Annotated in this window: 21 protein-coding genes and 1 pseudogene; 13 read left to right on the top strand and 9 right to left on the bottom strand. The window is 58.3% G+C overall.

Annotated elements, in window-relative coordinates; all coding sequences use genetic code 11:
- Positions 1–39: 39 nt before the first annotated feature.
- The 5 genes from AC13GI_RS12870 to AC13GI_RS12850 form a co-directional block, all read right to left on the bottom strand.
- Positions 40–873, bottom strand: coding sequence for an IS3 family transposase (locus tag AC13GI_RS12870; RefSeq protein WP_375069592.1), 834 nt, complete (start codon positions 871–873; stop codon positions 40–42).
- On the bottom strand, positions 870–1,163 hold the full coding sequence (locus AC13GI_RS12865; protein WP_380653178.1) for a transposase: 294 nt from the start codon (positions 1,161–1,163) through the stop codon (positions 870–872). The genes AC13GI_RS12870 and AC13GI_RS12865 overlap by 4 nt, the downstream gene beginning before the upstream one ends.
- Before the next feature lie 969 nt (positions 1,164–2,132).
- Positions 2,133–2,795 (bottom strand): hypothetical protein, encoded by a 663-nt coding sequence (locus AC13GI_RS12860; RefSeq protein ID WP_482996480.1) that lies wholly within the window; start codon positions 2,793–2,795, stop codon positions 2,133–2,135.
- A gap of 1,303 nt (positions 2,796–4,098) precedes the next feature.
- The gene (locus tag AC13GI_RS12855) at positions 4,099–5,241 is read right to left on the bottom strand and encodes a lytic polysaccharide monooxygenase (RefSeq protein WP_482996479.1); all 1,143 of its coding nucleotides are present in this window, start codon (positions 5,239–5,241) and stop codon (positions 4,099–4,101) included.
- A gap of 433 nt (positions 5,242–5,674) precedes the next feature.
- Complete coding sequence (locus AC13GI_RS12850) at positions 5,675–6,238, bottom strand: DUF4879 domain-containing protein (protein WP_482996478.1); 564 nt, start codon at positions 6,236–6,238, stop codon at positions 5,675–5,677.
- Between the two features lie 1,484 nt (positions 6,239–7,722).
- On the opposite strand from AC13GI_RS12850, the gene AC13GI_RS12845 reads away from it, so the two are divergent.
- The 7 genes and pseudogenes from AC13GI_RS12845 to AC13GI_RS12815 form a co-directional block, all read left to right on the top strand.
- The gene (locus AC13GI_RS12845) at positions 7,723–8,271 is read left to right on the top strand and encodes a fimbrial protein (protein ID WP_482996477.1); all 549 of its coding nucleotides are present in this window, start codon (positions 7,723–7,725) and stop codon (positions 8,269–8,271) included.
- A 65-nt stretch (positions 8,272–8,336) separates the two neighbouring features.
- Positions 8,337–9,071 (top strand): fimbrial biogenesis chaperone, encoded by a 735-nt coding sequence (locus tag AC13GI_RS12840; protein WP_482996476.1) that lies wholly within the window; start codon positions 8,337–8,339, stop codon positions 9,069–9,071.
- Positions 9,072–9,232: 161 nt separating this feature from the next.
- Positions 9,233–11,776 (top strand): fimbria/pilus outer membrane usher protein, encoded by a 2,544-nt coding sequence (locus AC13GI_RS12835; RefSeq protein WP_482996475.1) that lies wholly within the window; start codon positions 9,233–9,235, stop codon positions 11,774–11,776.
- A 177-nt stretch (positions 11,777–11,953) separates the two neighbouring features.
- On the top strand, positions 11,954–13,015 hold the full coding sequence (locus AC13GI_RS12830) for a fimbrial protein (protein WP_482996474.1): 1,062 nt from the start codon (positions 11,954–11,956) through the stop codon (positions 13,013–13,015).
- Positions 13,016–13,281: 266 nt separating this feature from the next.
- A complete protein-coding gene (locus tag AC13GI_RS12825) occupies positions 13,282–14,367 on the top strand; it encodes a fimbrial protein (RefSeq protein ID WP_482996473.1) in 1,086 nt (361 codons plus the stop codon).
- A gap of 1,181 nt (positions 14,368–15,548) precedes the next feature.
- On the top strand, positions 15,549–16,130 hold the full coding sequence (locus tag AC13GI_RS12820) for a hypothetical protein (protein WP_482996472.1): 582 nt from the start codon (positions 15,549–15,551) through the stop codon (positions 16,128–16,130).
- A gap of 234 nt (positions 16,131–16,364) precedes the next feature.
- Positions 16,365–16,916: pseudogene (locus AC13GI_RS12815) on the top strand (metal-dependent hydrolase); the annotation flags it as partial.
- A gap of 286 nt (positions 16,917–17,202) precedes the next feature.
- Here the strand turns inward: AC13GI_RS12815 and AC13GI_RS12810 are convergent.
- A complete protein-coding gene (locus AC13GI_RS12810) occupies positions 17,203–17,757 on the bottom strand; it encodes an H-NS family nucleoid-associated regulatory protein (RefSeq protein WP_482996471.1) in 555 nt (184 codons plus the stop codon).
- Positions 17,758–18,091: 334 nt separating this feature from the next.
- Here AC13GI_RS12810 and AC13GI_RS12805 point away from each other — a divergent pair, with 334 nt between their 5' ends.
- Entirely contained in the window at positions 18,092–18,484 is a 393-nt protein-coding gene (locus AC13GI_RS12805) for a DUF805 domain-containing protein (RefSeq protein ID WP_482996485.1), read from the top strand.
- Positions 18,485–18,812: 328 nt separating this feature from the next.
- Here AC13GI_RS12805 and AC13GI_RS12800 read toward each other — a convergent pair whose 3' ends face one another.
- Entirely contained in the window at positions 18,813–19,070 is a 258-nt protein-coding gene (locus tag AC13GI_RS12800; RefSeq protein WP_482996470.1) for a hypothetical protein, read from the bottom strand.
- A gap of 324 nt (positions 19,071–19,394) precedes the next feature.
- On the opposite strand from AC13GI_RS12800, the gene AC13GI_RS12795 reads away from it, so the two are divergent.
- Positions 19,395–19,622, top strand: a complete 228-nt coding sequence (locus AC13GI_RS12795; protein ID WP_482996469.1) for a hypothetical protein — start codon at positions 19,395–19,397, stop codon at positions 19,620–19,622.
- 143 nt (positions 19,623–19,765) lie between these two features.
- Here the strand turns inward: AC13GI_RS12795 and AC13GI_RS12790 are convergent, their stop codons facing one another.
- Entirely contained in the window at positions 19,766–20,089 is a 324-nt protein-coding gene (locus tag AC13GI_RS12790) for an outer membrane protein (protein ID WP_482996468.1), read from the bottom strand.
- A gap of 986 nt (positions 20,090–21,075) precedes the next feature.
- Here AC13GI_RS12790 and AC13GI_RS12785 point away from each other — a divergent pair.
- Entirely contained in the window at positions 21,076–21,405 is a 330-nt protein-coding gene (locus tag AC13GI_RS12785; RefSeq protein WP_482996467.1) for a type II toxin-antitoxin system TacA family antitoxin, read from the top strand.
- The gene (locus AC13GI_RS12780) at positions 21,353–21,898 is read left to right on the top strand and encodes a GNAT family N-acetyltransferase (protein ID WP_482996466.1); all 546 of its coding nucleotides are present in this window, start codon (positions 21,353–21,355) and stop codon (positions 21,896–21,898) included. The genes AC13GI_RS12785 and AC13GI_RS12780 overlap by 53 nt, the downstream gene beginning before the upstream one ends.
- A 142-nt stretch (positions 21,899–22,040) precedes the next feature.
- On the opposite strand, the gene AC13GI_RS12775 is transcribed toward AC13GI_RS12780, so the two are convergent.
- Entirely contained in the window at positions 22,041–22,394 is a 354-nt protein-coding gene (locus AC13GI_RS12775; RefSeq protein WP_482996465.1) for a hypothetical protein, read from the bottom strand.
- A 313-nt stretch (positions 22,395–22,707) separates the two neighbouring features.
- Here AC13GI_RS12775 and AC13GI_RS12770 point away from each other — a divergent pair, with 313 nt between their 5' ends.
- Complete coding sequence (locus tag AC13GI_RS12770; protein ID WP_482996464.1) at positions 22,708–23,058, top strand: helix-turn-helix domain-containing protein; 351 nt, start codon at positions 22,708–22,710, stop codon at positions 23,056–23,058.
- Positions 23,059–23,385: 327 nt separating this feature from the next.
- Entirely contained in the window at positions 23,386–24,522 is a 1,137-nt protein-coding gene (locus AC13GI_RS12765) for a hypothetical protein (protein WP_482996463.1), read from the top strand.
- Positions 24,523–24,593: the final 71 nt, after the last annotated feature.

The raw sequence follows: 24,593 nt of genomic DNA, 5'->3' as shown, positions 1-24,593 counted from the left end.
TGTGGTGGTCAAGTACTTCTGGACACTCCCAAAGGGAGTTCAGGCCACCTGCACTTCACGGAGCGCAGGTGGCACAAGGCCGTTGGCACTGTGCAGCCGACGGTGGTTGTACCAGTTCACAAATTGTTCGATGTCTGCTGCAGCCTCCTGTCGAGTGGGGTATTTGGAGTACAGCCATTCGCCTTTGAGGGTGGCAAATACCCGTTCCACCACCGCGTTGTCCCAGCAATTCCCCTTCCGGCTCATGCTCTGGGTGATGCCGTTGTCGCGCAGGATCTCGGCCATCGCGTGGCTGGTGTATTGCCGCCCTTGGTCCGAGTGGAACAGCAGTCCCGCCTGGGGGCGGCGCTGTTTCAATGCGCCGCGCAGGGCTCTGACCGCCAACCATGCATCTGCTTCGTGGGAATGTGCCCAACCCACGATTCGGCGGGCATACATATCCACAACGACGGCCAGATACAGCCACCCCTGCTGGGTGGGGATGTAGGTGATATCGCCAGCCCAGACTCGGTTTGGCGCCTCCGGATTGAACTGACGGTCCAGGATGTTGGGAGCGGTCAGCGCCTGCGGCCCAAGGCTGTGGTACTTGTGCCGCTTGTGCTGTCGCGCCCTGACACCGGCCCGGCGCATCAGCGTCCGGGCGCGGTGGCGACCAACCTGCAGACCGCTATTGGTCAGTTCCCGGGCCATTCTGCGTGAGCCGCAGCTGCCCCGGTGGGACTTATGAATGCGACGAACCAGATCAACCTGGGCCAGCAGCTCCCGGTCGATGCGAGGCTCCCGATGCAGCCAGGCGTAGTAGCTGCTACGGGGATAGTCCATCAACTGGCACACCAACCGGATCGGAGCGGCCTTCCCCAATTCCTGGATCACTTGTTCCGGTGATCGCTGTCCCGAATGAAGAAGGCGATGGATTTTTTTAGCAGGTCGCGCTCCTCCTTGAGCCTGCGGTTCTGGGCTTCCAGTTCGGCGATTCTGACCTGCGCATCTACTGGTGGCGCCTCCGCATGCGGGTCATGTTTTCGCCGCCACTGCTCGATCCACCGCCTCAGCGCCGTCGGGCCGACATCCATCAGCTGGCAGACGTCTCTTACTGTCTGCCCCTCTACAACGACAAGGCGAACCGCCTCGTCCCTCATGCCCTGAGTGATCTGTTTTGCCATGGGTCTACCTCGATGCTCGAAAATGATCCTATCGAGTGTCCAAGTTGATTAGACCACCGCACAGACAAGCAGAAGGAGTTGGAACATCCAGAACTCAGAGCGGGTGGATCTCCCGCCCAGCCTGGCGAATTTCTTGAAGGGAAGCAGCAGAGAACTCATCGAAGTTGGTCCGTAGGTGGAGGAAGAAGGGTTGCGAATCAACGCAACCCCGCCTAGAACAAATGCTATGACGACCACTTTGTGTCGGCCATGCAAATTGTTGAGAACTTCAACGCGAAGTTCGGCTGGACGCGACATGACTGGGATGCTCGCCAATCACCCACAAACTCTCGCTGCGGATGCCTGCATATGAGCGACCGGGTGTAACAGTCACTTCTACGCTCGGAGCGCAACAATGACGCATCCGCCTCTGGGGGCGCCCAAGGCATGAACATATCCTCGCCTCTCCCCTATCTGAGGCTTGTTCCATAAAAGCTCGCTTTCTGCTTCTCTCGCTCTCTTCAGCATTTGCACTATCCGGCTGTCACTCACAACCAACCTCCTTCGCCGTTTGCGTTCTTGGTCACATTGAACCTGGACTCTCCGACAGTGCTGTTCAACTGGTTCGTGGCGCATGCATGCACAAGTTCCCGGACGCGGAGCTCATCGAGCGCGCACAGAAGCTGCGGACCGAGGATGTCTTCAGAGAGGCCGCTATCTCAGCCAATGCAGCGGCTACGCGAGCTGCGGCTGCAGAAGCCCATGAAGAGGCCAACAAGCCAAAGACCGAGTAATCAAGAGTCCGACAATGGCATTGCCCTGCCTACGTGAGCGAGAGCTATTCTGATCACTTGGCAGGACCTGGATCTGATCTCAGATCACAGACGACAGCTGATGGCTGTCGTCTGAACTAACGCCACGCGTAGTGATAGGGAGTAGCCCCTGCTATGCGCGCTCCCGGCTCCAGTGCGTCCTCAATGGCTCCAGACGTTACTGGAACATGTCCTGAGGCACTTGGGCATGGACCCAAAACACCCGGACCACATCCAGCATCTCCAAATGCAGCTGATCGTATCGCTCGATCGTGGAAGGCGGAAACTCCGGAGTACCATCGGCGTCCAACGGAACCGGCTCCCCCAGCGCCCTCGCCATGTCCAAGTAGTGGTAGGACATTTCTCCGTAAGGTCGCTTTCCATCCATCAGCTCCACTGCAGGACCATAAGCATCCGTATTCATGCTTCGAAGCAAAACAAGATGTTCCCCTGATACATCAACCATCTCAATCTCGCTTTCCCCACCCCGCTCATCCTGGCGGCCAGGCATCTCCAGAGGAGACTTGAGCCCATAGCTACCCGGCTCCAACGCACCGTTGTGGATGAACTGAGCGGAGATCAATGCAAGTTCCTCTGCGAATTGCTCCGCCTGATCGTAGCCAACCACACTGGCCTCGCCAGAGGAGCGTGAACAGTCGGCAGCAATTTCCAAGTACGCCTCCATCGGATCCTCACTGCCGTGCACAGGAGAAAGATAGACCCCACCAAGCTCTGTCGGATCGAACTCTGGCCACAACAGCCCCCTCATTCTCTCGAGCATTTTTGCTTTGCACTCTTTCGTTTCAACGCTAGCGTTTGACATCTCAACCCCCGATTTCATCGACATGTATCCATAGATCACAAGAAACAATAGAGCGCACGCACCGGTGATACACCCAAACAACCGACCATCTTTCCTCATTCACATTTTTCCGTATTGATTGTCATCGGCTGCCAGGCGGAGATCACGCCAGGTCGCCACTATGAGCACCTCAACGCAGCACCCAACGCCACCGGTGCAGCCATCCAGGCAGCTTGAATACCAGGTCATTCGATGCGACCCAGCTCCTCGATTCGTCGTCTTCCCCGATCGTGTTCAAACAGCGATCCACTCCGCAGCGTCTCTGCACTCGAGCCACACGGGCAGGCGCACCAGATCGCATCAGCAAGCAGAACTTCCCCATGTAGACGGCCGTGCCATCTTTCGGACGCCGGCCCTCAACCCGCAGATAGACGGAGTTGACCTCATCGGGCATCAGACTGGCTGCCGGCACCGTCTCAACACCCCCGTGGATCTGGGCGTAACGAATGCTGCGCGAGAGAGCCTCAGTTCGTGGCGAAGTAGGATCAAAATCAAACTGCCAGGCAACCGGGCGTCGGGGGCCTGCGCCCACAACAAGCAATGATCTCAAGCTTGCATCTGCAGGGAGCCGCCTGACCTCCCTGGCAGGCAGAGAGAAGGACGGAACACCCAAGTCATCGTCGATCTCCACCTGTCCTATTCGTTGCGCTGCCGCCCCTTCCCCGCAGACCGCCAGGAGGGGACCAAGCAACGGGCGCGTTGCCAGCTCCACATTCCTGATGAAGTTCATACGAACGAATTCAAGCATCGACACTGTGCCGCGCCTTCAAGCAGATGTCAGGCCGAAGGCTGAGGAGTTCCCGGCGGTACTCAAGCGACCTGGTCGCCGGACGAATCCCAAGCAAGTGACTGATGGCATCAAGCAGGCCAGCAGCGACGACCGTAGATGCCAGCAGCGTAGCTGAAGGGGACGTCGCAAATCGCATGCCATCAACCAGATCGTGGAAGGATCAAGCCACTTTCCTTCACACCTCTGGAGACAGACATCGAATTCTTACTAAATTTCCCTCCGACGAGCCATCCGAAACGACGGTCAGCCCTACAATCAATTTCTTCATGCACACCCACGTCGATTGCGACAGGCGCTGTCGCCATCAACCACCCCTCGTACTCCCGCCCGGAATCCGTCCGGGAAATTCCCAAGCGCAGAGCAGCGCGCAGATGGCAACAGGCCCTGCCGCGAGAGGATCGCGCGGCAGGGCCTGGCTTATTACGTCAATGGATTCCGTCGTGAATCAACATTACCCGGCTTCATTGAGCCATCGCCACGACTTTGACTCGATCAGTAGGGCAGCCAGGCATCGCGCCAGGCATAGCCACTACCCGGAACATAGGCGGCGGCATTGATGTTGCACCACGCACCCTCAGGGAACGGCTTGCAGGCATACAACTTGCCGTCGCCGCCCTTCACCACGGTCTGACCCGGAACATAGCTGCCGATGCCCGCCGGATACACGTGGTCGAAGTCCTCACCCGGCAGGTGGATGTCAACCTGGTGGGTAAAGCCGCTCCGCAGGTAGACGCGGTTGGCAGTAGCAGAGGCAACCGGACTGATTACGCCATTGCTCATCACACCGATGCGCGCGCTCTTGGCAGTTGCATTGACCTTACGAGCCACATGGAGCGGCCACTGAGCGGGGGCCGTTTGACCAGCAGCGATGGTCGCGCTGACCCGCTCTGCGTCACCGCCGCCACTGTTGAACACACGCAACTCGACAGCAGTGCCAATCGGCAGCGAGCCACGTGCAGTGAGCGCACCCGCGTCCAACCACGTCGGCGGGGTAACACTGCCTCCCTCGAACTGTACGTCCAAGCAGCTATAGAACGCCTCAGCCGAATCGGAGCGCTGCCAGGTGTTATAGATGATGTGCGGGCCGGTGCGCTTGGGCAGCGGGCAGTTCAGCTTGTAGGTCCCATCCGCCGAAAGCGGCGTGTTGCCCAAGGTGCAGAATGCCTCCAGGTCAGACCAGCGCAGCTCACTGCCAGGCTTCCAGGTTTCGCGCGTGACATAGAACTTCCACTCACGCGTGGCATGCGGTGCTGAGCCCTTGAACTCGAAGGTGTAGCGGCCCTTGGTATCGGGACGGATAGGCGTTGCCTGCCAGTCCGAGCGCTGAAGGTCCAGGCCGGTGTAAGTCGGGTTGTTGCCGCTGCAGAGCTTGCCATCCGGCACCACTGCCTGGTGATGGCCATCTGCATTGGCTTGGTTGACGCCTGCCCAGTCGTAGAACGCCTGCGCGCCGCCCACGGCCTTGGCCGCGGCGCAGGCCGGGTTGGTCGGATTCTCGGGATTGCCCTGATAGCACGCATAGACGCGGCTCATCGGCTTGACCATGGTGCCGTGGGCCTGGACAGCCCCGGTGGTGGCCAGCCCACCGAATGCGAGAGTGACTGCGAGTAGAGCGCGTGCACTTTGAGGTGACATTGAACTTCCAAAAGTTAGAGACGTTGGCTAAGCGCTCTTTCCCGAACGGTTGCTTCCTGCATCCAGGCCTTGCAGCCTTCAACGTGCGGTAAGAGCGCACGCAAGTCTCGCGATGCGCAGGAAAAGTCTGAATACAACAAATTGAGCTTTTCCTTTCATCCACATCACTTCTCGCCGCCAGAAGAGGATCTCAGCAGAGTTTCCCTTCATTTTAGAAAGAGAATGCCGACAACTCTTTCGAATTGCCGGCACTTTGCCGACTATGGCGATTCAACCAAGCCACATTTCGATCAGATGGGAACCGAGTCGATCACTTCGCGGCACCGCGCCGGTCCAGTGAGTTGCCGACGGCGGACCCCGTCCGTCGGATGCCCGCGGTAGTCACGGCATGACGGCCATACGCAACTGGACATCCAGCCATGCATTCATGCACTTACTGGATATGGATCCCCGTTTCCCAGAGCTGCCCCGGCGAATTGATCGATCTATTGGCATACCAGAACTTGCCTTCTTCATAGCCATCCAGGTTGAAGTATCGGAGCCACCCGACAATGGTCTGACCGGGTTGGCAGTCGTCCGTATACATGTTGTTTGTGATGCACAGGCCATCAGACCTGTACTCAGCATTGGTTGGAAGCGGCTGACCAAACAACGATGCCATCGGCGTACCGCCGTATCCGATTTCCCGAACCACGACGCGCAACTCCGGACCGCCGTGATTCCTCGATGTCACCAGCTGCCCCAGCGTCGTCATGTACTCCCAGCCACCGGCGTCTGTTGAACCAACCGCCAACACCGCCACCTGGGTAATCGGCGGTGCTGGTCCGCGCTCATCACCACGGGCCATCGCGTCCCATCCTTCCGCGCTGATCGTTCGACCTACTCCAATCGCTTGAAGTTGCACGGGCGGGAACTCGCGGACGGCCATTGCCGGATCATTTGCCAGTGCGGATGAAGACACGACTGCAAGGGCTGCAGTCATGATCAACTTATGCATTTCACGTTCCTGGTTTAGGCAGCGGATGCTGCGCGACGAGTCTGGGACACCGGGAAATTTGGTAGTGAGACCGCACGCTGAAATCACGTTAGAAGTTCTTCTACATCCGTCTCCGAAGCCTGTCCAATCGCAATCATCCTTGTCCAGACGTCATGAATTCACTCTCTGGCAGCAGCGACATACATCGACATTTTTTGGGAAGGTACAGCAGGGAGTTGCTTCCATCTCCCATTTTTTAGAAAAACGTCGATTGAGTAAGCCGGGCTAAGAGCTGAGAATTCGCGGTTGCAAGCCACTCCATTGCCGCGCCTGTACCGACAAACGTGGCCTCTCAGTGCTTGCTGGTGAAACGGCGCCAGATTCACTGAGCTTTCTGCGAGACAACCCAATGCGCCCTTGACCTTGCGCGGCCCAGATCAAGGCCCCAACCAACCCGAAGAGGTGACGCGAACCTCCCAGCCAACACTTCAGACGCTCTCACGCTCACAGGAACCCGTCCTGCATCTGGCATCGCACTGAAGTTGTTCTCAAATAGAGACCTCTTGACCCCGATCACGTTCGGCCCTGAGTCCATCACACCGGGCGCACCAGGAATGTTCGACCTGTCGGCTGTGGCGCCCGGCGGAGTAGTCGATGCAGCTGTGCCCTTCAAGGCACGACTTTTCCAGGCGCTACCAGAGGTGGGGGATGGAGAGATCAGCGCCACAGCACTGGTTACGTTGAGTTACGACTAACGCCCCATCACCGCCTCTGATGAGGCATGGCTTTGCCGCGTCCACGACTCCATGCCGCGAAGCGGTTCAATGCAGCACTTCGGACCTGATGATCGAACAGGCTGCGGCCAACACCGCAGCCAAAGCGATCAGCGGCGCTAGAGCGCGCTCATCGCCACGGGAAACGGCGCCTCCATCCTGCCTTGATTGCTCGCAGCACTCCGCTCTCCTGCACTTGCAGGGATGGAACCTCGAGGACGGCCCTGTGCGGATCATCTGCGAGTACGGATGATTCATTGGATCAGTAAGGAAATCGGAATCGCCAACGGCAGCTTCGGCCCCGCCTTGCGCTCACGCTCGCTCGCAAGAGCCCAGCTCCGGAACTGCCGGGCCGCCAAGGCAATGTCTGCCCGGCCAAGGGAGCCATCTCCCATGTGGGCCAGATTGGTGCTTGTCCCCAGCGGGACCGTCTACCGCAGTGATTTCGGCCGATTGCGCCATCGTTCCATCAGCTGAATGAATGCCCCCAAGAGGCATCCAACCTGACGGAAATAGAACGAATTCTATCGTCCGGATGCGGCCCAGATCCGATCATTCCCCCCGTTGATCATCGGCGGGAAACAGGGCCATCCGCGCTACGCCCCTTTTGCAGATCTCCAGCTCGAACGCGCCTTGCGCTGCACCCACGAGGCGTGCTCGAGCTGGAGCCCAGCTCTGATTCCGGCCATTCATCGGCAATACCAACATTCAACTCTTAAGGAAACAAGCAATATGAACAAGACGATTCTGAGCCTGGCACTGTCTGCCTCGGCCATGCTGGCTTCTGCTGGTGCAATGGCTGCTGATGGCTCCATCACCTTCACCGGCGAAGTCCTCGCGGCCGCTTGTCAGATCGAAGGTGGTGACAATCCGGGTACCCCCGGCGCGATCACTGTCGCCATGCCGAAGGTCGGCAAAGACGCCTTCGTCAATGGAGCCCCGATCGCCTCGCGCGACTTCACGCTGAAGCTGACCGGATCGACCGGCAACTGCCTGGCCGCAGGCCAGGTGTACACCGTCGATATTGAGGACAGCGATGTGACCACCGGCGGCAACATCAAGAATGCAGCAGTCACCACTCCGGCTGCTGGCGTGGAAGTGCAGCTGTCCCAGGCAGGTGCGCCCCTGGATCTCCGCCAACCGGATTCGATCAAGTTCCCGGCAACGACGACCGGCAACGAAGAGATCACTCTGGGGGCGGCTCTGATTGCGCCGAATGCATCACTGGTGACCGAAGGCCAGATCAACGCCGTTGCAAACTTCACGGTCACTCAGAACTGAGATGAACCCGACCACGCCCCAGCGGGCGTGGTCACTACTCTGCCGTTTCGCTTGAAGGACACCCAATGAATACTCCGACCATTCGAATCCTGCTGGCCTGCATCTTCTCGGCGCCGCTTCTGGCGAATGCCGGTGTTCAGGTGGGCACCACTCGTGTCATCTACCCGACTGACGCCCGCGAGGTCGCAGTCGAGCTCGTGAACCGCGGCGGTACGCCGAGCCTGGTTCAGACCTGGATCGATGCCGGCGACCCGAAGTCGCGTCCGGACAATATTGAGGGTGTTCCCTTCGTGGTGACCCCGCCGATCACGCGCATCGATGGCGGCATGGGTCAGTCCCTGCGCCTGTCCTACTTGGGCACCGATGCACCAAAGGACCGTGAGTCGCTGTACTGGATCAACGTCCTGGACATTCCCGCAACGCCGAAAAAGAGCGAAGAAAGCGCCACCGACAGCCAGATCAGCGCGAGCCTTCAGTTCGCAGTGCGTACCCGGCTGAAGGTCTTCCTTCGTCCGAAAGGCCTGAAGGGTTCGTCCAACGAAGCGGTCAAGGCCTTGTCTTGGCAGCCATCCACGCACGATGGCAAGGCCAGTGTGCTGGTGACCAACCCGACACCTTACTATGTCTCTGTTGCCTTCCTCACCATTCCAGGGATTGGTCGAGTGAACGCAGGTGCCTCCGTACCGCCGCTGGGTGCAATGCACATTGATCTGCCCTCGCCGCTGGGATCGAGCACTTCGTTCACCGTACGCAGCATCAACGACTATGGCGGCACGGTCGACACCATCGTGGCTCCCTAGAACTGCTTCCGAGCACGCGTCTCGGTCAAGCGGTACAGGCTGATCACGCCTAAACCTCAGGTACTCGGTGCCTGCGCGCCCTCGCGGCGCATCCCTACCCGGATAGATCGCCGCCCATCGCGCCTGAGTGCCGATGCGCTCCAACCAAGAGTCTTGCTCCCATGCGTATCCAATCGTACTCACCGAGCGTGCGCGCTCGGCCGGCACCGGCTGTCCTGAGCATTGCCATTGCTGGCGCCCTGCTCATCTCGTGGACGGCTAGTGCGGGGACCTCTGGGTCCCCTGAGCAGGTCAGCTTCAACCTGGCGTTCCTCGACGAATCGACCCGTCAGACGGTTGGTCGCTTCGAGCGCGGCGCCTCACTGCCTGCTGGTGAGTACGCGATCGATGTATTCGTGAACAAGACGAATACAGGCCGCCATCGTCTGCGTCTGATTGAAGGCGAGCACGAGGCAGAGCCATGCTTGCCACTGTCCTTGCTAGGTGAGCTTGGCATCAAGGCCGCCACGGCTGCCATTGAAGCGGGGCAAGAGCCGGATGGCTGTATCGACTTGAGCGTGCTGGTGGCCGGAGCCAAGGCCAGCCTCAACACCTCCTCTTTGCAGCTGAGGCTTTCCGTGCCGCAGGCGGCATTGGATCGTTCGCCGCGTGGCTATGTCGATCCGTCGCGCTGGGACGACGGCGTTACTGCAGGTACCTTCGCTTACTCGCTCAACAGCTATCGCCGCGAGACCCCCTCCAGCGGCAGCCAGCTCAGCACCTCTCTGCGGATGTCCTCGGGCCTGAGCCTGGGGGACTGGCGCTTCCGCCATGACGCCAACTACAACTGGCGTCAGGGCGAGGGCGGGCACCTGCAGACTATGGCCGCCTACGCCCGTCGTGACCTGACCAAGCTCAAGGCACGATTGACGGTGGGCCGCACAAACACCACTGGTGAGCTCTTCGACTCGCTTGCCTTCGATGGCGTGCAGATCAACAGCGACCCTCGAATGCTTCCCGACTCCATGAACGGCTTTGCGCCGGTCGTGCGCGGCGTGGCGCGCACCAATGCCAATGTAGTGATCCGTCAGTCCGGCTATGTCGTGTACGAAGCTACAGTAGCACCCGGTCCGTTTGAGATCACCGACCTCTACGCCAGCGGTTTCGCGGGCGACCTGGAAGTGACGGTGATGGAGAGCGACGGCAGCAGCAACCGCTTCGTCGTACCTTACGCCTCCGTGCCTAGGCTGCTTCGCCCCGGGCAGGCCCGCTACTCGGCGACGGCCGGTCAACTACGCAACATCGGCTACGGCGATGTCACCAGTCAGGTGCGCTTTGTAGAAGCCACTTATCAGCGCGGCCTGAACAACGTGGCCACTGGTTTCGGCGGCCTCCAGGCCACCGATGATGGCGACTATCTGTCGGCTATGGCCGGCACGGCACTGAACACCCGCTTGGGCGCGATCTCCGCCGATGTCACCTTCTCCTCAGCTCAGCTTCCAGGCGATGCGAACCGTCGTTCGGGCCATAGCATCCGAGCGACCTACAGCAGGAGCCTGCCTACGACGGGCACCAGCGTGGCGGTGGCCGCCTATCGCTACTCAAGTGAGGGCTACCTGTCACTTCGCGACGCGGCCGCGCTCTCAACTATGGACGATGACTTCTTCGGCCCGAGCATCGGCCGAGCGCCACAGCAACGCAAGAATGCCCTGCAGCTTAATGTCACCCAGACGCTCTCCAACGGCTATGGAACCATCTACGCCAGTGGCTCAAGCAATACGTACTGGAACCGCAGCGGCCGCGACACCACCTTCCAGTTCGGTTACTCCAATCGCATTGGCAGCGGCAATTACTCCATTACTGCCAGCCGTACGCGCGATGCTTTCGGCCGTGCCGACAACCAGATCAACTTCAGCTACTCCATCCCGTTGTGGCGCGAGTCGCGCGCCCCCCGTGTGGACCTGCGCTTTGATCGACGCGATAGTGGGAACAGCTGGAGTGCGGGCTTGGCCGGCAACACCGGCGACCGAAGCCAGTTCAACTACAACGCTTCGGTGTCCGATGGCGAAGCTCAGTCGGCCTCGTGGTCATTGGGTGGCGGCTACAACGCGCCCTATGCCAGCCTGTCGGCCAGCACCAGTCAGTCGGGTCAATCGAGTGCGCAGTCGTTCGGTATGTCCGGTGGCCTGGTGGTACACCGTGGCGGCGTGACACTTGCTCCGTCACTGTCTGAAACCATTGCCATTGTCGATGCGCAGGGTGCCGAGGGGGCTCGCGTGGGCACCTTTGGCAAGGTAGACAGCCGGGGCTACGCCGTGGTCAACAGTCTGCGGCCGTACCGCAAGAACACCATCACGATTGATCCAACCACCGCGACCGAGTTGATCGAGCTTGAAACCAACCGCCTAGATGCGGTTCCTCGTGCGGGTGCAGTGGCCTGGTTGAAATTCGAGGGCGGCGAGAATCGGATGCAATTGATCAGTGTTCGCGATGAATCCGGTGAAAAACTTCCATTCGGTGCAGAAGTGTTCGATGAAAGCGGCGCACTGGTTGGGCAGGTTGCTCAGGGAAGCTTGATCTACGTGAGCAATGCAATACCTGGCGCATCACTGATGGTGCAGTGGGGTGACAGTTCTAAGAGGTCTTGCGCCGTGACACTACGGCAACAGTCGGAACAGCCATCAACTAGATCTGACGCGATGAAGTGTGTCAAGTTTGCGAGATGAGCCCACAGGCGCTCGAAGCGAAGCCCTCCGAGGCCCAGGTCCTGGCAGCTTGGATGCACCTCCACTTCGGAGCATGGCTACGGACGTTCCCAGAATTGGGAATCGGAAACTTACATACGCGCATCTTTGCTATCGATCTATCAGTTGCGAACACACGCAAACAGGCCGGTCAAATAAATGAATTTCAATCCCATCAAGATTCTTGCCGCACTAGCAGTACTCTTCACGGTAGCACCTGCTTCATATGCGGCCGTGCGCGAGGACGTAGGATGCTCCGTCCCGGGCGTTTTCCCATCGCTTCCTGAAGTCGAGCCCGTTCTATCCTTCGGCTCCATTCGAATGGATCCGGATACAGCCATCCTCCCCGCTGGCGAACTGATCTCAGATTGGATAACCAAGGATTTCCAGATGAAATGCGGTCCGATGGCACTTGACATCAATTTTGTGCCGTGGTCCCGCGACAGCGTGTCCGTAGAGGTCGATGGTCAAACGTACACCGCGATGTCTGGGGCTGGCGGTCACGTTGGACTCATCGTCAGGATGACACTTCCTGACGGAAGGCAACTTCCCATGACTGATGCCCCTGTAGTTGACCAGATCACTCTTGCGGGAGGTATCTATGATTTCTCCATAGCCTATCGACTTGTGGCCATGGGCCAACCGACGCCCCTTCCAGAGATCGCATTCAGCGGAGGCATTGCCAGCACAGTCCGGCTAGCCACGGATCAAAGCGGTGGAGTTGGCTTCATTGTGAGATCCCGCAGTGTCGCAGGCGAAGTCATCTACCAGCCCGACGCCTGCGTTCCAGGGAACCTGCCATCCACTATTGACGTCGGCTCCTTCTCGAGCGCTGGAGCTCCTGGCGCTGGCAACGCTTGGCAGACAGAGAAGGAGTTCGGCTTCACACTGACATGCCCTGCAAACGTCAGTGCGTACGCTGTTTTCACCGATGCGGCCAACCATGGCAATTTGACTGACTCTTTGACGCTCACAGGCTCAGACATCCCCAGCGGTGTCGCTTTGAAGCTGTATTCAAATCAAGGTAGCGGAAGCCCCATATCCTTTGGCCCGGAAAGCGTTGTTCAAGACAATCCCGGACGCTTCAAACTATTGGATAGCGGTGCGAGCGGCGTTACGGATGAACCAGTCACCTTCAAGGCGAAGCTGATCCAGCAAATGGGCGATATTGGTAGCGGAACCATTGAAGCAGGAGCGTTGGTGACGCTCAGCTACGACTGATCTTCCATGGCGTCGTCTCCAAAGCAGAGAGTTCCATTGTGTCGGCAGGGAAGAATGATCTGCCAGGCTACTTGTCGGTGGATCAACGTTCGCGACGAAGCCCGCGCGAGCAGCCCTTCGATGCCGTGGGATTAGCTGACAGCGGCGCCCTGGTTGTCAGGGGAGCGCAGGGGAGCAGGAATAGTGACGCTGCGCCAGCTCTCCGGATCCGACAAATCTTACCACTGGCCACCAAACCTGACCTGCGTGTGGCAAGGAGAACAAAAATGAACTTTAGAGTGTGCCTTTGGCTGGCCGCCACTGTCTTTTCGGGCATGGCGGGCTCAAGCAGTGCATGGGCTGATAGTCGCGAAATCGATGGAGTCGATGCTGGCCCGAATAAATGTCAGTTCACAGGCGAGTTCTCCGAGCATCAATCGAAGCGTCCTGTTCCCTTCGGATCAATACGCATTCCAGCTGATCAGACGATCCTTCCGGCGGGAATGCCACTCAGCGATTGGCTTGACATAGACGTTGAGGTGGATTGTCGAGTACCGCATTCGGTCGACGTCGATGGGCACGCTAGCGGTGAACCGCTCGATGTGGTGGTTGATGGCGAGAGCTACATCGCTTCCTCAGTACCTGGTTCGCACGTGGGTTCAGTCGTTCGATTTGTCGCTCCCGATGGATCAACGATTTCGATGAATTTCGAGGGACGCATTGGGCGGGTCAGCTTCCCAGCTGGAACAAGCATGGTGAGGTTCCAGAGCCGTCTGGTGGGAATGGGAAGGCCAACGCCAATCGCAGAGGGCATCATTGACTTTGGGATAGCTAGATTCTTGATCAGCTTTCTGGACTTCTACGATGGCGATGGAAGCGTCGAAGTTCCCGGCTACTACTATGCAATACCCAAAGGTGAGGTCATCTTCAACGCGACCAGCTGCACGCCCGCCCTGATTCAGCAGTCTGTTCAGCTGGGCAGTTTTGCGACATCCGATCTACCCGGCATTGGAAACTCCTGGTCGAATTCGAAGGATTTCGGCCTCAGTCTTGATTGCCCTGCCAACGTTAACGCCTACGCGGTTTTTACCGATGCTGCCAACAGCGGAAATGTTACGGATTCGCTCACCCTCACCGGGACCGATGTTCCCAAGGGGGTCTCGCTCAAACTCTTCCATGATCAGGTAGCAACGCCAATCAGCTTTGGCCCTGAATCAGCAGCATCTGGTGCCATTGGTCAGTTCAAGCTACTCAACAGTGGAGCTGGTGGCGTATTCAATGTTCCATTCAGCGCCCGCCTGTTCCAGGAAGAAGATGAGATCGGGGACGGCGAGATCAACGCAGGCGCACTTGTCACCCTGAGCTACGACTAGATGCAGAAGTCCCTCTCTTTGAAGGAATGTACCGATCTGCCGCTCGACGCAAGTGGGGCAGCGTCAAGAGCGCCAAGCAAAGACTGAGGCGCCTACTCTGCCCTCCCTCCCCACCGGATCCAGAGAGCTGGCACCGATGCGGAAGACTCCAGGCAACGGGGGCTTTGAGGCACAGTGCTGGTCAGAGCACTAGCGGCCCGATTCTGTTCGCGCCTGACCATGCTGCACATGAAAGCTCCGGCCCACTGATGCTGCCAGGCTTGGCCGCAAATGCATGCGAACTATTTGGATGCACGACAGATCTGTTGACGATTTAGAAAGAATAGCTCGGGCGTGCAGGCGCTTCTGGGCGCGCGATGATCTGAAAGGAGCGTCATTTAATGGCAATGGAGCCGCAGGTTGAACAATCCGTAAGAATCACTGGCCGAGGAGCTATCTGAGAAGATCAATTTCCTCTATTCGGTCCAGCTGCTCTCACTCACCCGCAAGTTCGACTCACCGGAGTTGCAGCACCTCCTTTTCCATCTCAGGAGCAACGTTTGCAGCTCGGGGAAGCTGGCACTCGTGCCATTCCTTCGCCCGTTCAGTTCAGGCTTACCTCTGCCAAGAGGTAGAAATATCTTCTTGGTGGATGGGCGCATATGCCCTGCCCTCCTGATTTCATTGCGTCGGGTTTCGCATGTTGCGCCCTGCAAAGCGGCTGGTGTCGCGGTCAATCACTGTCAGGCGGTTCCATTGGAGAGGCGGCATCTCCCTTATCCTTCCCGGCCCACGGCATGCGTCGATTTGCTCAGGCGCTGACGCTCTATGCAAGCTGATTAAAGGAAGATATCCGACAGGAAATTTCGCAATAGTTCTATCGATCAAATGACGGGCACTCAGCCAACATGACCAGCTTGACGGAGGCATCCTGCCCCCTGCCGCTGATTCGCGCTGCAGGGTACAGCTGCTCCATCCCTTCAGACTCAGCAACAGCCATCTCGCATATGCCTTACATTGGAATGGGACTACACGTTGTGGTGGCATTGTGCTTTGCAGTGCATGCCATCCGTACCAACCAGAGCATGTACTGGCTGGTCATAATCCTCCCGTTCCCGCTACTTGGAAGTGCCGTGTACTGCTTGGCAATCTACCTTCCAGAGATCCTGCACTCGGGCGGTGCCCGCCAGGCAACCCGCGCAGTGACCGGACTGACCGATCCACATCGTAGCGTACGCGAAGCGCGCCTCCAGTTTGAGCGCAGCCCCACTCCCCATAACCGTTTGCACATGGCCTGCGTCCTTCTCGACGCAGGCCATGCCCAGGAGGCCCGCCCTCACCTGGAGGAAATTGCCAACGGGACGTTTGGCGATGACCCAGACATACTGCTCAGCTTGTCTCGCTCGAGACTTGAGACCGGGGATCCGATCTCTTCTTTAGAGGCATTGGCGAAGCTGTTCGAGGTACATCCGCACGCACGCCGAAAGCCTGAAGCATCGCTTCTGTATGCGCTGGCTATGGCAGCTTCTCAGTCGCCTGGCACGCGAACGGCGTTCACTCTAGCACTTGCCCTTTCAAATGATGCCGCGGCCCGCTGTCTCTATGGCGAATGGCTGCTGTTGCAGCCAAGCAACGACGATCACCTGCATGCGTACAGGCTGTTTGCCGACATCACCCAGGATGCTCAGCACTGGCCGCGGCATGCGCTCACGCACAACCGCGAGTGGATAGGGCGATCTGAAACTGCCCTGAAGGCAAGGCCGGAGCGGCAAACCGACCGCTGACGCCTTCAACCAGATTGCTGATGGTCCACCTTGGCAGTCAAGCCGCATTGTGCCTGCCGGTCGGAAGTGAGGATCGCCATCCTCTTGGTAAGTTTCTCACTTCATATCCAACACACCGGCGCTCCTTCGCCGCACCACATCCGGGCAGTACGCTTCGCTGACTCCAGCAGCGCCCAGTCACTCTCATGTCATCAGTTGTAGGTCACGCCGTCGCCGGCATCACTAGGTCACGCCGCCGCCGGCATCACAGCGTATCTGTGCTGCAACAGATGGGCTGATCGCCCCTCCCGCTGGGCGGTGGTCCCGTTCGTACTTCTGGCCATTCCTCCGGACATGGACTACTTGGCGATCCAGCTTTTCGCCTATTCTCCTGATCCGCGCTTTACACACAGCGCGGCCTTTGTCCTTGCCGCCGCCCTCCTCGTGACGGTGGCGACGCGCAGGAGCAGGACTGCCAACCTACCGGCGATCTGGCTCATAGGTGCAGGTCTGACTCACGGACTGCTCGATCTGCTGGTGGGTGCACACTCAGTCCCCCTGCTGTGGCCGTTCTCTGCAGAGCTGGAGCCTCCTTTCGGAGTGCTTCCAAGTGCTGGTGCCCTGAGGATTGGCAATCTCTACCTTTGGCGGAACCTGGTCATAGAGCTGGGGGTGCTGTTTCCAGTATTTGTCACGCTCGTGTCGATGCACCAAGGCCGTGCAAGCTATTGGACTATGTCGAAAGCACTATGCATCCTGCCCGCATGGGTGGTCCTGGTCATCTGGTGCACCAGCCTGCACAGGTAGATCCCAAGAACAAAGGCAGAAAAAAAGCGGCCCGAAGGCCGCTCTCTCTCTTTCAGAATTCCGCCCTACAGGCCATTGGCGCACCTGGATCTTCGCCGATGGTCTGAGATCGCCAGCTCCGAGCCTTGCAAATCTTCACGCGATCGCGGTTACGAGAGCCGAGCAGTCTCGACCTCTTCCTCCCGTCGATGAAACCTTTGCAAGGAGCGGCAATCAGTTCCACTGGACTCAGCTGACGACTGCGCCTCGAGAGCAAGTGCAGTCGAGGTGGCGGCAGACTCTACTTTCAGCCTGCTTTTGACTGGCTCGCGCCCTTGCGAGCGGTCTTCTTGGCCACCTTTTTGATCGCCTTCTTGGCTACCTTCCTAATGGGCGTCTTCTGACCGCTCTTCGCGGCCTTGCCGGACTTGGTAGCCACCTTCTTCAGCAGCTTGGTCGGAGTCTTCTTCGCGCTCGCCGCGGGGAAGCGCTCACCAGGATTGGCCGAACTCCAGGCCTTGCCTTCGGCCGACTTCAGCCAGGCGGAGAACGCCTTCGGCGTCAGCCCCCTGCCCGTCCAGGTCTCACCAGTGGGCAGGCGGTACTTCGGGGCGACCTTGCCAAGCTTGCGGGCCTTTGAAGGAGCCGTTGCGACCTTGGAGGCTTCAACCTGCGCTACCTCGGTGGCATCTCCGATGAGCTTGGCCACCTGCCGGCGCTGTGCCGCGGTCAGCACCTTCGCGTACTTCTGCAGTACTGCCAGGGCCTTGGGCACCTCGCCGTCGCGCTTCTCAACCAACTTCTTCTGAGCTTCCAGCAGCTTGATTTCCGCGTCCAGCGATTTGAGGGTGTTCAGAGCCATGGGGTTCACATCCACATACAGGGATGTCAAGGGTATAGCTGATCGGCACGGCACACCACCGCGACCGGACCAAGACGCTGTCTCCTGACCATTCACGTCTCTCAAGGGCCCCGGCAACTGAAGGACCAAAATTTCGAAACGCACTCCGGGTAACGCGCGTCAGCTGATTGCTCCGCGACAGCCCAATCTCCATGCATGCCGCCTTCGCGCTTCACATGACCTGCAGCAACGCTGATGCAATTCGGCAGCGGCCAGAACTCAAGAACTTTCATTGGATAACACCAGAGCGGCGAATACGCTACTACCTAATTTCAGCAAACCGCAGGCCAGTTACATGCTTAATCTAGCAATCATGCCCTTCCGACGCTATGCGTCCTTCGCCGGCCGCTCGTCTCGAGGTGAGTACTGGTCCTTCATTCTCCTCCAGATCGTCGTTAGTTCGCTATTCTTCGCAGCGGCATGGTACATCGCCCATCACGGGTGGCCGTACAAGACCGGCGGGGCAAGGAATGCGGACGCCCTTGTATACGGTTGGTTTGCATACATGTGCCTGAGCGCGCTTCCCTACTACGCGGTCACCGCCCGCAGGTTTCATGACCTTGGCGAGAGTGGCCTGATGACTCTAATTCTTCTCGTACCCATGATTGGACCTGGTTATGTGCTTCTGAACATGACGCGACCAGGAGAGATCAGCGAGAATCGATACGGCAAGGCACCCGAACGGTGAGCATGAGTATCGGCACAAGGGCCGACGCCTGATCAAATTTTCTCATCATCCACCGATGAGGTTGAAAGCTCCACACAAAACAACGAGCCCCGCCACAATGTGGCGGGGCTCGTTGGTCTTTTCCACCTCTCCTATTCCCATATCTACACAGCCAGAGGATTGCATCTCCTTCTATCCTTCGCGGTTCAAGGAGCTTCTTACTGTGCAGAGGGAAGATCGGAAAGCTCCCCGTTCCAATCGTTGAACTGAGTACCATGGGTGTAGTTCAGAAGAAATTCCTGAACGTCAATCAACGTATTTATCTCGCCGAGAGTCGACTCCAGGTCATCTATGACGATCTCGAATCTAGCCGAGAACCCTGACATCCGCTTAGCGAATGAGGGCCTTCCGATATCTCGATCGCCTCTTCCAGCACGCCCTCCATGTCGCTGAGAAAAAGCCTTAGTACAGCGCCTTCATCGCCATGGATAATAAGTTGATCATCGTCCCTCTCAATATCCACCACGCAGTCGGACAGGATGATCTCTGCTGATTCGATAGACGCTGGATGAGTAACAGGATTGAAGCACACGTGGCTTTCGGCCATGACTTTCTCCATTTGGTGACGGGAGGCTCGCCAGACCAGCGAGCCAAGCGACGAACCCCAATTGAGGGCTAGATGGTGTCGACATCAAGTTACGTTGAAGGCCCGTCGAATCCGCAACCTCAAGCCGGATCACGTAGCACCCTGGAAACTCGAATGCGGACCAATCAAACCCAGCGCCTCGCCCAAGCTCTCCACGAACCCTGCCCCCGAGCCTTTGTAGCCACCTCCGCAGCGCGCAGTTAAGCCATTTGGCGGAATGGCTCAAGCGGCCAAGTTCGATGGAGATGTGGTTGGAGTACTCACCGTCACAGTCGATGGTGAGCTATGGTCGGAATTGACCCGTCGTACCACAAGCGCGGCATCGACTCTGAAGCCCTGAAGCTGGCAAAGCCGATCGCGATCTCCAGATCGATTTCGTCCGTGACCGCAAGCGCGCGCATTGATGGTGCCAGCAATCGTTTGCTTGCAAGGTTTGGGGCACGCGAACTAAGCAGAACCGACTCCGAAATCATCTATCAGGTCGACTTTGGCTCTGACGGGCAGACAGACTAAGCCCCTGATCGGCGGAGCGTCTAGGAATGCTAGACGCCCGCCGTGCTTCCCTGCGTCTACTGAAACGAAAGCAACGGACGTTTCGACAACTTTGCGAGCAGGTGCTTCGATCCCCGAGTGAGCGCCACCAAGTTGCCAGACACTTAGAAGTGGTAGTTCAGCTGCAGCGTAACGCCGCTGTAGTCGCTGTGGAAGTTGCGACGAGCCGCACCCGGGTAGTTGGGATCCTCCAGGGTGACCGGGCTGGAACCGAGGTGGGTATAGCGATACTCCACGCCGCCAGAGAGGCGCTCGCTGAAGCGATACAGCATGCCTGCACCGATGTTGGCGCCGGTGGAGATGTGCGAGGCGCGGTTTTCGAACTCGGCAACACGGCAACCGTTGGTCTGTTCGACCAGGGACTTGTCGCAGCCCAGAGTGATTCCTGGCGAGCCACCGTCACGCCGGCGCTGACGTAAGGCAGCCACTTGCCAGCGGCATAACCCAGCTTTGCGTTGACCATACCCGAGTGCGTCACCGCGTCCTTGCCGTAGTACGGGCTGTACTGGTTGTTCACACGATCTTTCCATTCGCGATCGATGCCGCCGATGGTGAGACCACCTTCAATGCCTGCCACGACATTGTTGTCGAACTGCCAGATGCGGCCAGCCTGCAGTCCACCAGAGAAGCCGCGGATGCTCTCCTTGGAAGCATCGGCGTTGCTGAGGTCCTTGCTGTGGCCTTCGCCATGAGTGGCCTGTGCGCCCACATAGATGCCTCCCCAGTTCACCGGAGCGGCGGAGACGGTACCCGTCAGCAGCAGAGCTGCGGCGGTGATGATCACTGCTTTCATTGTGGCGTCCTACGTATGGAGATTAAGGGGGCGTAGGAGACCCGATGCGGCGCCCCTGAGACATAGAAGAAGTTCCAAAGTCGAAACGACGCCATCCATGTGCGGGGGTACCGAGAAGCGGCTTGCCCGGGGCTGCATGCCCAGACTCCACAGGCCAATCGGCCATCACTGGCCCCGAATCGACTGCAGGGATAGCAGCCCGAAGGAGGCGAAAGGCCTTGCGATGTCGGCCCGTCGCTTTTCCTGCTTCAGCGCCCCGAGACGTGGATGCGGGTCAGGACAGAACCTGTGGCCCACCCAGATCCAGGGCCAAGCCCAAGGCCGGGTCCGACGCAAATTGGTAGGCAAGAGCACTCATCGCCAGCCACGGGCCACAGAGAGTCCCGTCGCCCAAGCCTGAAAACTGAACACCAAATGAATTCACATCCATCTTTGTTGCTTTTTAATTCTATTTGAATTAGGTGCCGGTTGCCATTTTGGCACCACTCCGCTATAGTTCGCCCACCAGAGCAGGAGACAAGACATGAAGTAGGCACCATCAGTCCACACAAACGCCGAGCACCAACCAAGCCATCGGCTTGGTCAGCTACGGCCAATACGAAATGAATATAGGAGTCACCTATGCATGCGACCAGTAATGACCGGGCAAGAATTACGACCCGAGTCACCGCTTATGCGCAGCAAGCAATTGAACAGGCAGCTGAGATGACGGCAACAACGACGAACCAGTTCGTCGCCCAAGCCGCGCTGCGGGAAGCGGAGAGAATCATCGAAGAGCATTCGATCATTCGACTAAGCCAGAACGACATGCAGAAATTTCTGGATGCGCTCGACAACCCGAAGCCGGTCCCCGATCGTCTCGCTGTCTCCCTGAAACAACATACGGAGAATAGACAGCATGACACTAGAAGTAGAAGTAGTACCGTTCGCTGGACACCTAAGCCGCTCTGATTTCGACTGCGGCAACAAGGAATTGAACGATTGGCTGCATAAAACGGCGAGCCAGCACCAGAAGCGCGGCGTCAGCCGCACGTTCCTGGCAGTTCCAAAGAAGGGAACCTTGGACGCTTGGCACCAGGAAGGATTTGAGGACATTGACGACACCACCGTCCTTGGCTTCTTCAGCCTGTCCTCGGCCCAGGTAATGAACAGCGAGCTGCCTCCCGCTGGCTCAAAGCTACCCCGCAATGTCCCTGTGGTACGCATGGGCCGCTTGGCGGTTCATACGCGACTCAAGGGTCGCGGCTTCGGCACGATGCTTCTCATGGAAGCAATCACTCGAGCAGCACAAGTGAGCGAGGTCATTGGTGTCACGGGGATGTTCGTGGACGCCAAGGAAGATGCCGCCCCCTTCTACGAGAAGTTCGGGTTCCAGAGAGCAGAGTCCAATCCGCTCAAGCTATGGCTGCCCATGAAAGGCTTCGATGAGCTGCTGAGCAGCTAAAAGCTCAACACAGCTCCACGCCAGAAATCCTCTAGCTCCCGCCGGCTAGAGGATTCTTGTGCCTGCGCAATCGCCCAAGTGCACTGACCTTAAAGCTACTTGCTGCACAACAGTGGCCGAGATTGCGTCGGCTAGCTCGTTCTCAGCCTTGGTTGCTCTCTGTGGCCCCATCCCCTGCCTTCTCAGGGATGACACCAATCCGCTTTGCCTTGATCTGACCTGAGAGCATTGCGCTGAAAGCCATGTAGGTCACAGTGGCCAATGCTCCGAGCCAGGCATCAATGGACACGCACCAGAGCAGCCAGGCGACATGGAAGGCCCAGAAGATGATCGGGGACAGGATCCCGATGGCTTTACGGAGCTTGATCCGACTGACCACCACGTTGTTCTGGAAATGCGGCAGCGGTAGCCGACCGTTCTTCAGGCTCAGATAAGCCCTGATCGTCACCGGGATGATGAAGAAGACCAGTGCCAGGTTGTAGATGACAATTCCCATGATGTGTTGCTCCTTTGTTGAAATGACTTGAAGAGCCACCCGCTCGGCAATGACCCGGGACTCATGCTGTTGGTCCTGTTGGGGACTCAGGCAGGGCAACAGCCAGAACAGGCAACGGAGCTCGCCTAGATGCCGCGCTACACCCAACGCCCTCATCCCAACTCGTGAATGCCCGGCCCCGGACTCGAAACGAGGTGAAATGGGGCCGCCTGATCAGGGGATGCCCCTTCTCAGATCGCATACTTACGTTTATCGTAAATGAATTCAAGCCGTGTTGCTGGCATCGTCGACAGCTACCGACAGCCGGCCGCACATGCCTTCCGCCTCCATCCAGCCCAGTACTCGTCAGCGATTCGGCAAGCGCCTGCAAACTGCACGCAAAGCCATGGGCCTGACCCAGCAACAGCTAGGGATGGAGATCGGCCTGGAGATAGACGTGGCTGCTACACGCATCAATCGCTATGAGCGGGGCGTCCACGATCCCGATAGCGATACAGCCCAGAAGCTCGCCAAGCACCTTGGTATGCCACTGGCGTACTTCTATTCCGACAACGAGGCCCTTGCCGAGGCAATCCTGACCTTCGCAAAATTGCCACCAGCGCAGCAGCAGGAAGCGCTGAGAGCTCTTAGATCGCTTTCGGATAAGCAATCCCCCAAGAGATAAGAATTGCCGATTTGTTATTTTATTGTTAATCCCACTCGGAGTGGGCGCCGCGCCGCTGCGAAACCCTCAGGCCCGTGACTGCAGATGCGCTCCCAGAAGGGCAAGGAACGACTGAAGCCAAAGCGCGTGCCTCACATGAATCCCCGGAACACGCCGCCAGACGCTTTCTCTATCCAAGTGCAATAGCCGCAACTCCCCTCAGGTTCGATTGCGAAACTGCGTCTCGCAAACCCCAAGCCAGGTCCTCTTTGGGCAAGGGGGAATGAAGGCCAAGTCACAATTCGGCTTTCTGGTGCCGGATATAGGTAACCCCTATCCGAGGTAGCTATGCGACATATCTCCAATGCCCACTTCTACCAAGCCGAAGTCACCCAGGTTGATCGTTGGGATCACGGACCACTTGAGCTGGTCTTCGTGGGCGAGCCCACAGAGGGACGGCTTGAGCAGACTGCCCATATCCACGAGTGGAACTCGACACAGCGGGCCGGATTCCTCCGTTCCGACAGGGCGATGGATGGTCTCAAGGCATCGATTCCATGCCTCGAGGATCGCCGCAACCCCAACATGATCCTGGTACCAACGTGCGGCGGGACCTCGGAACTGGATGTAATGCTCGCCGGATTGCTTCCGGATGCGCTGCTGCAGCAACACAATCTGGAGCGCCGCCGAACGGTCATGAACCTGATCTTCGGTCACCGCTCGCTGGATGCAGGGTATGGGTCGCGTGCACGTGCCGCCTTCTCTCAGCATGTGTGGTCGGTTCTATCGCCACGTGCCCGACTTGGAGCGAACGCCTTCGCAGCGAACTCGCCCCTCCGCCTACTTGCCGGGGACACCAGGTACTGGGCGCACCGCATCTATCGTCTTGCGCTGGATCGACGCGATGCCTTCTTTGAGCCGACAGATCATGAAGAAGAATCATGGAAGCCGGTAGATATGCTGCGCGAGCGAATCCTTGCCCAGCTCCCCGAAGAAGAACGGCCCAAGTTCAAGGTGGATCGCCCGCTGCAGGGCGGAGACATTTGGAATGTCTTCGACAGTGATGAACGAGAGGACGTTCTTCGGTGCGCAGTAGATGGTGATGGCGTCATGGAATCACTTGACCCACTGATCGAGCTCCTTCACTCGCACCGCGTCCACGAGGACTTTTCAGATGCAAATTCTTGGATCAAGGAGGATTTCGAGCGAAGCTTCTACTCGAAGCGCGCGAAACTCAAGGTCGATCTCGTAGAAACAATCGATGATGCGCCGGCCTACGATCTTGCGGAGAACGAACCGTATGAGCAGGTTCTGTTCCGAGACGTGATCGCCATGCTCGATCAGAAGGAGCGACGGCTCGTCCTGGCGCTCCGCATGGGAAAGAACGCATCGACAATTGCGCGAGAGTCTGGCCTTCGCGGCCACGCCTCTGTCTCCAGACGAATCAGTGCGCTCAAAGCGAAGCTAGCTCATGTTTTGAAGTGATCAGGCCTATTGATCGCTACAGAGTTGCGCGGTATCCAGGACACATATTGATGAAGAGCTCAGCGGGCTGG

The organism is Stenotrophomonas sp. 82F1 (assembly GCF_056861525.1).
This window is presented reverse-complemented; position numbering and strand designations above follow the sequence as displayed.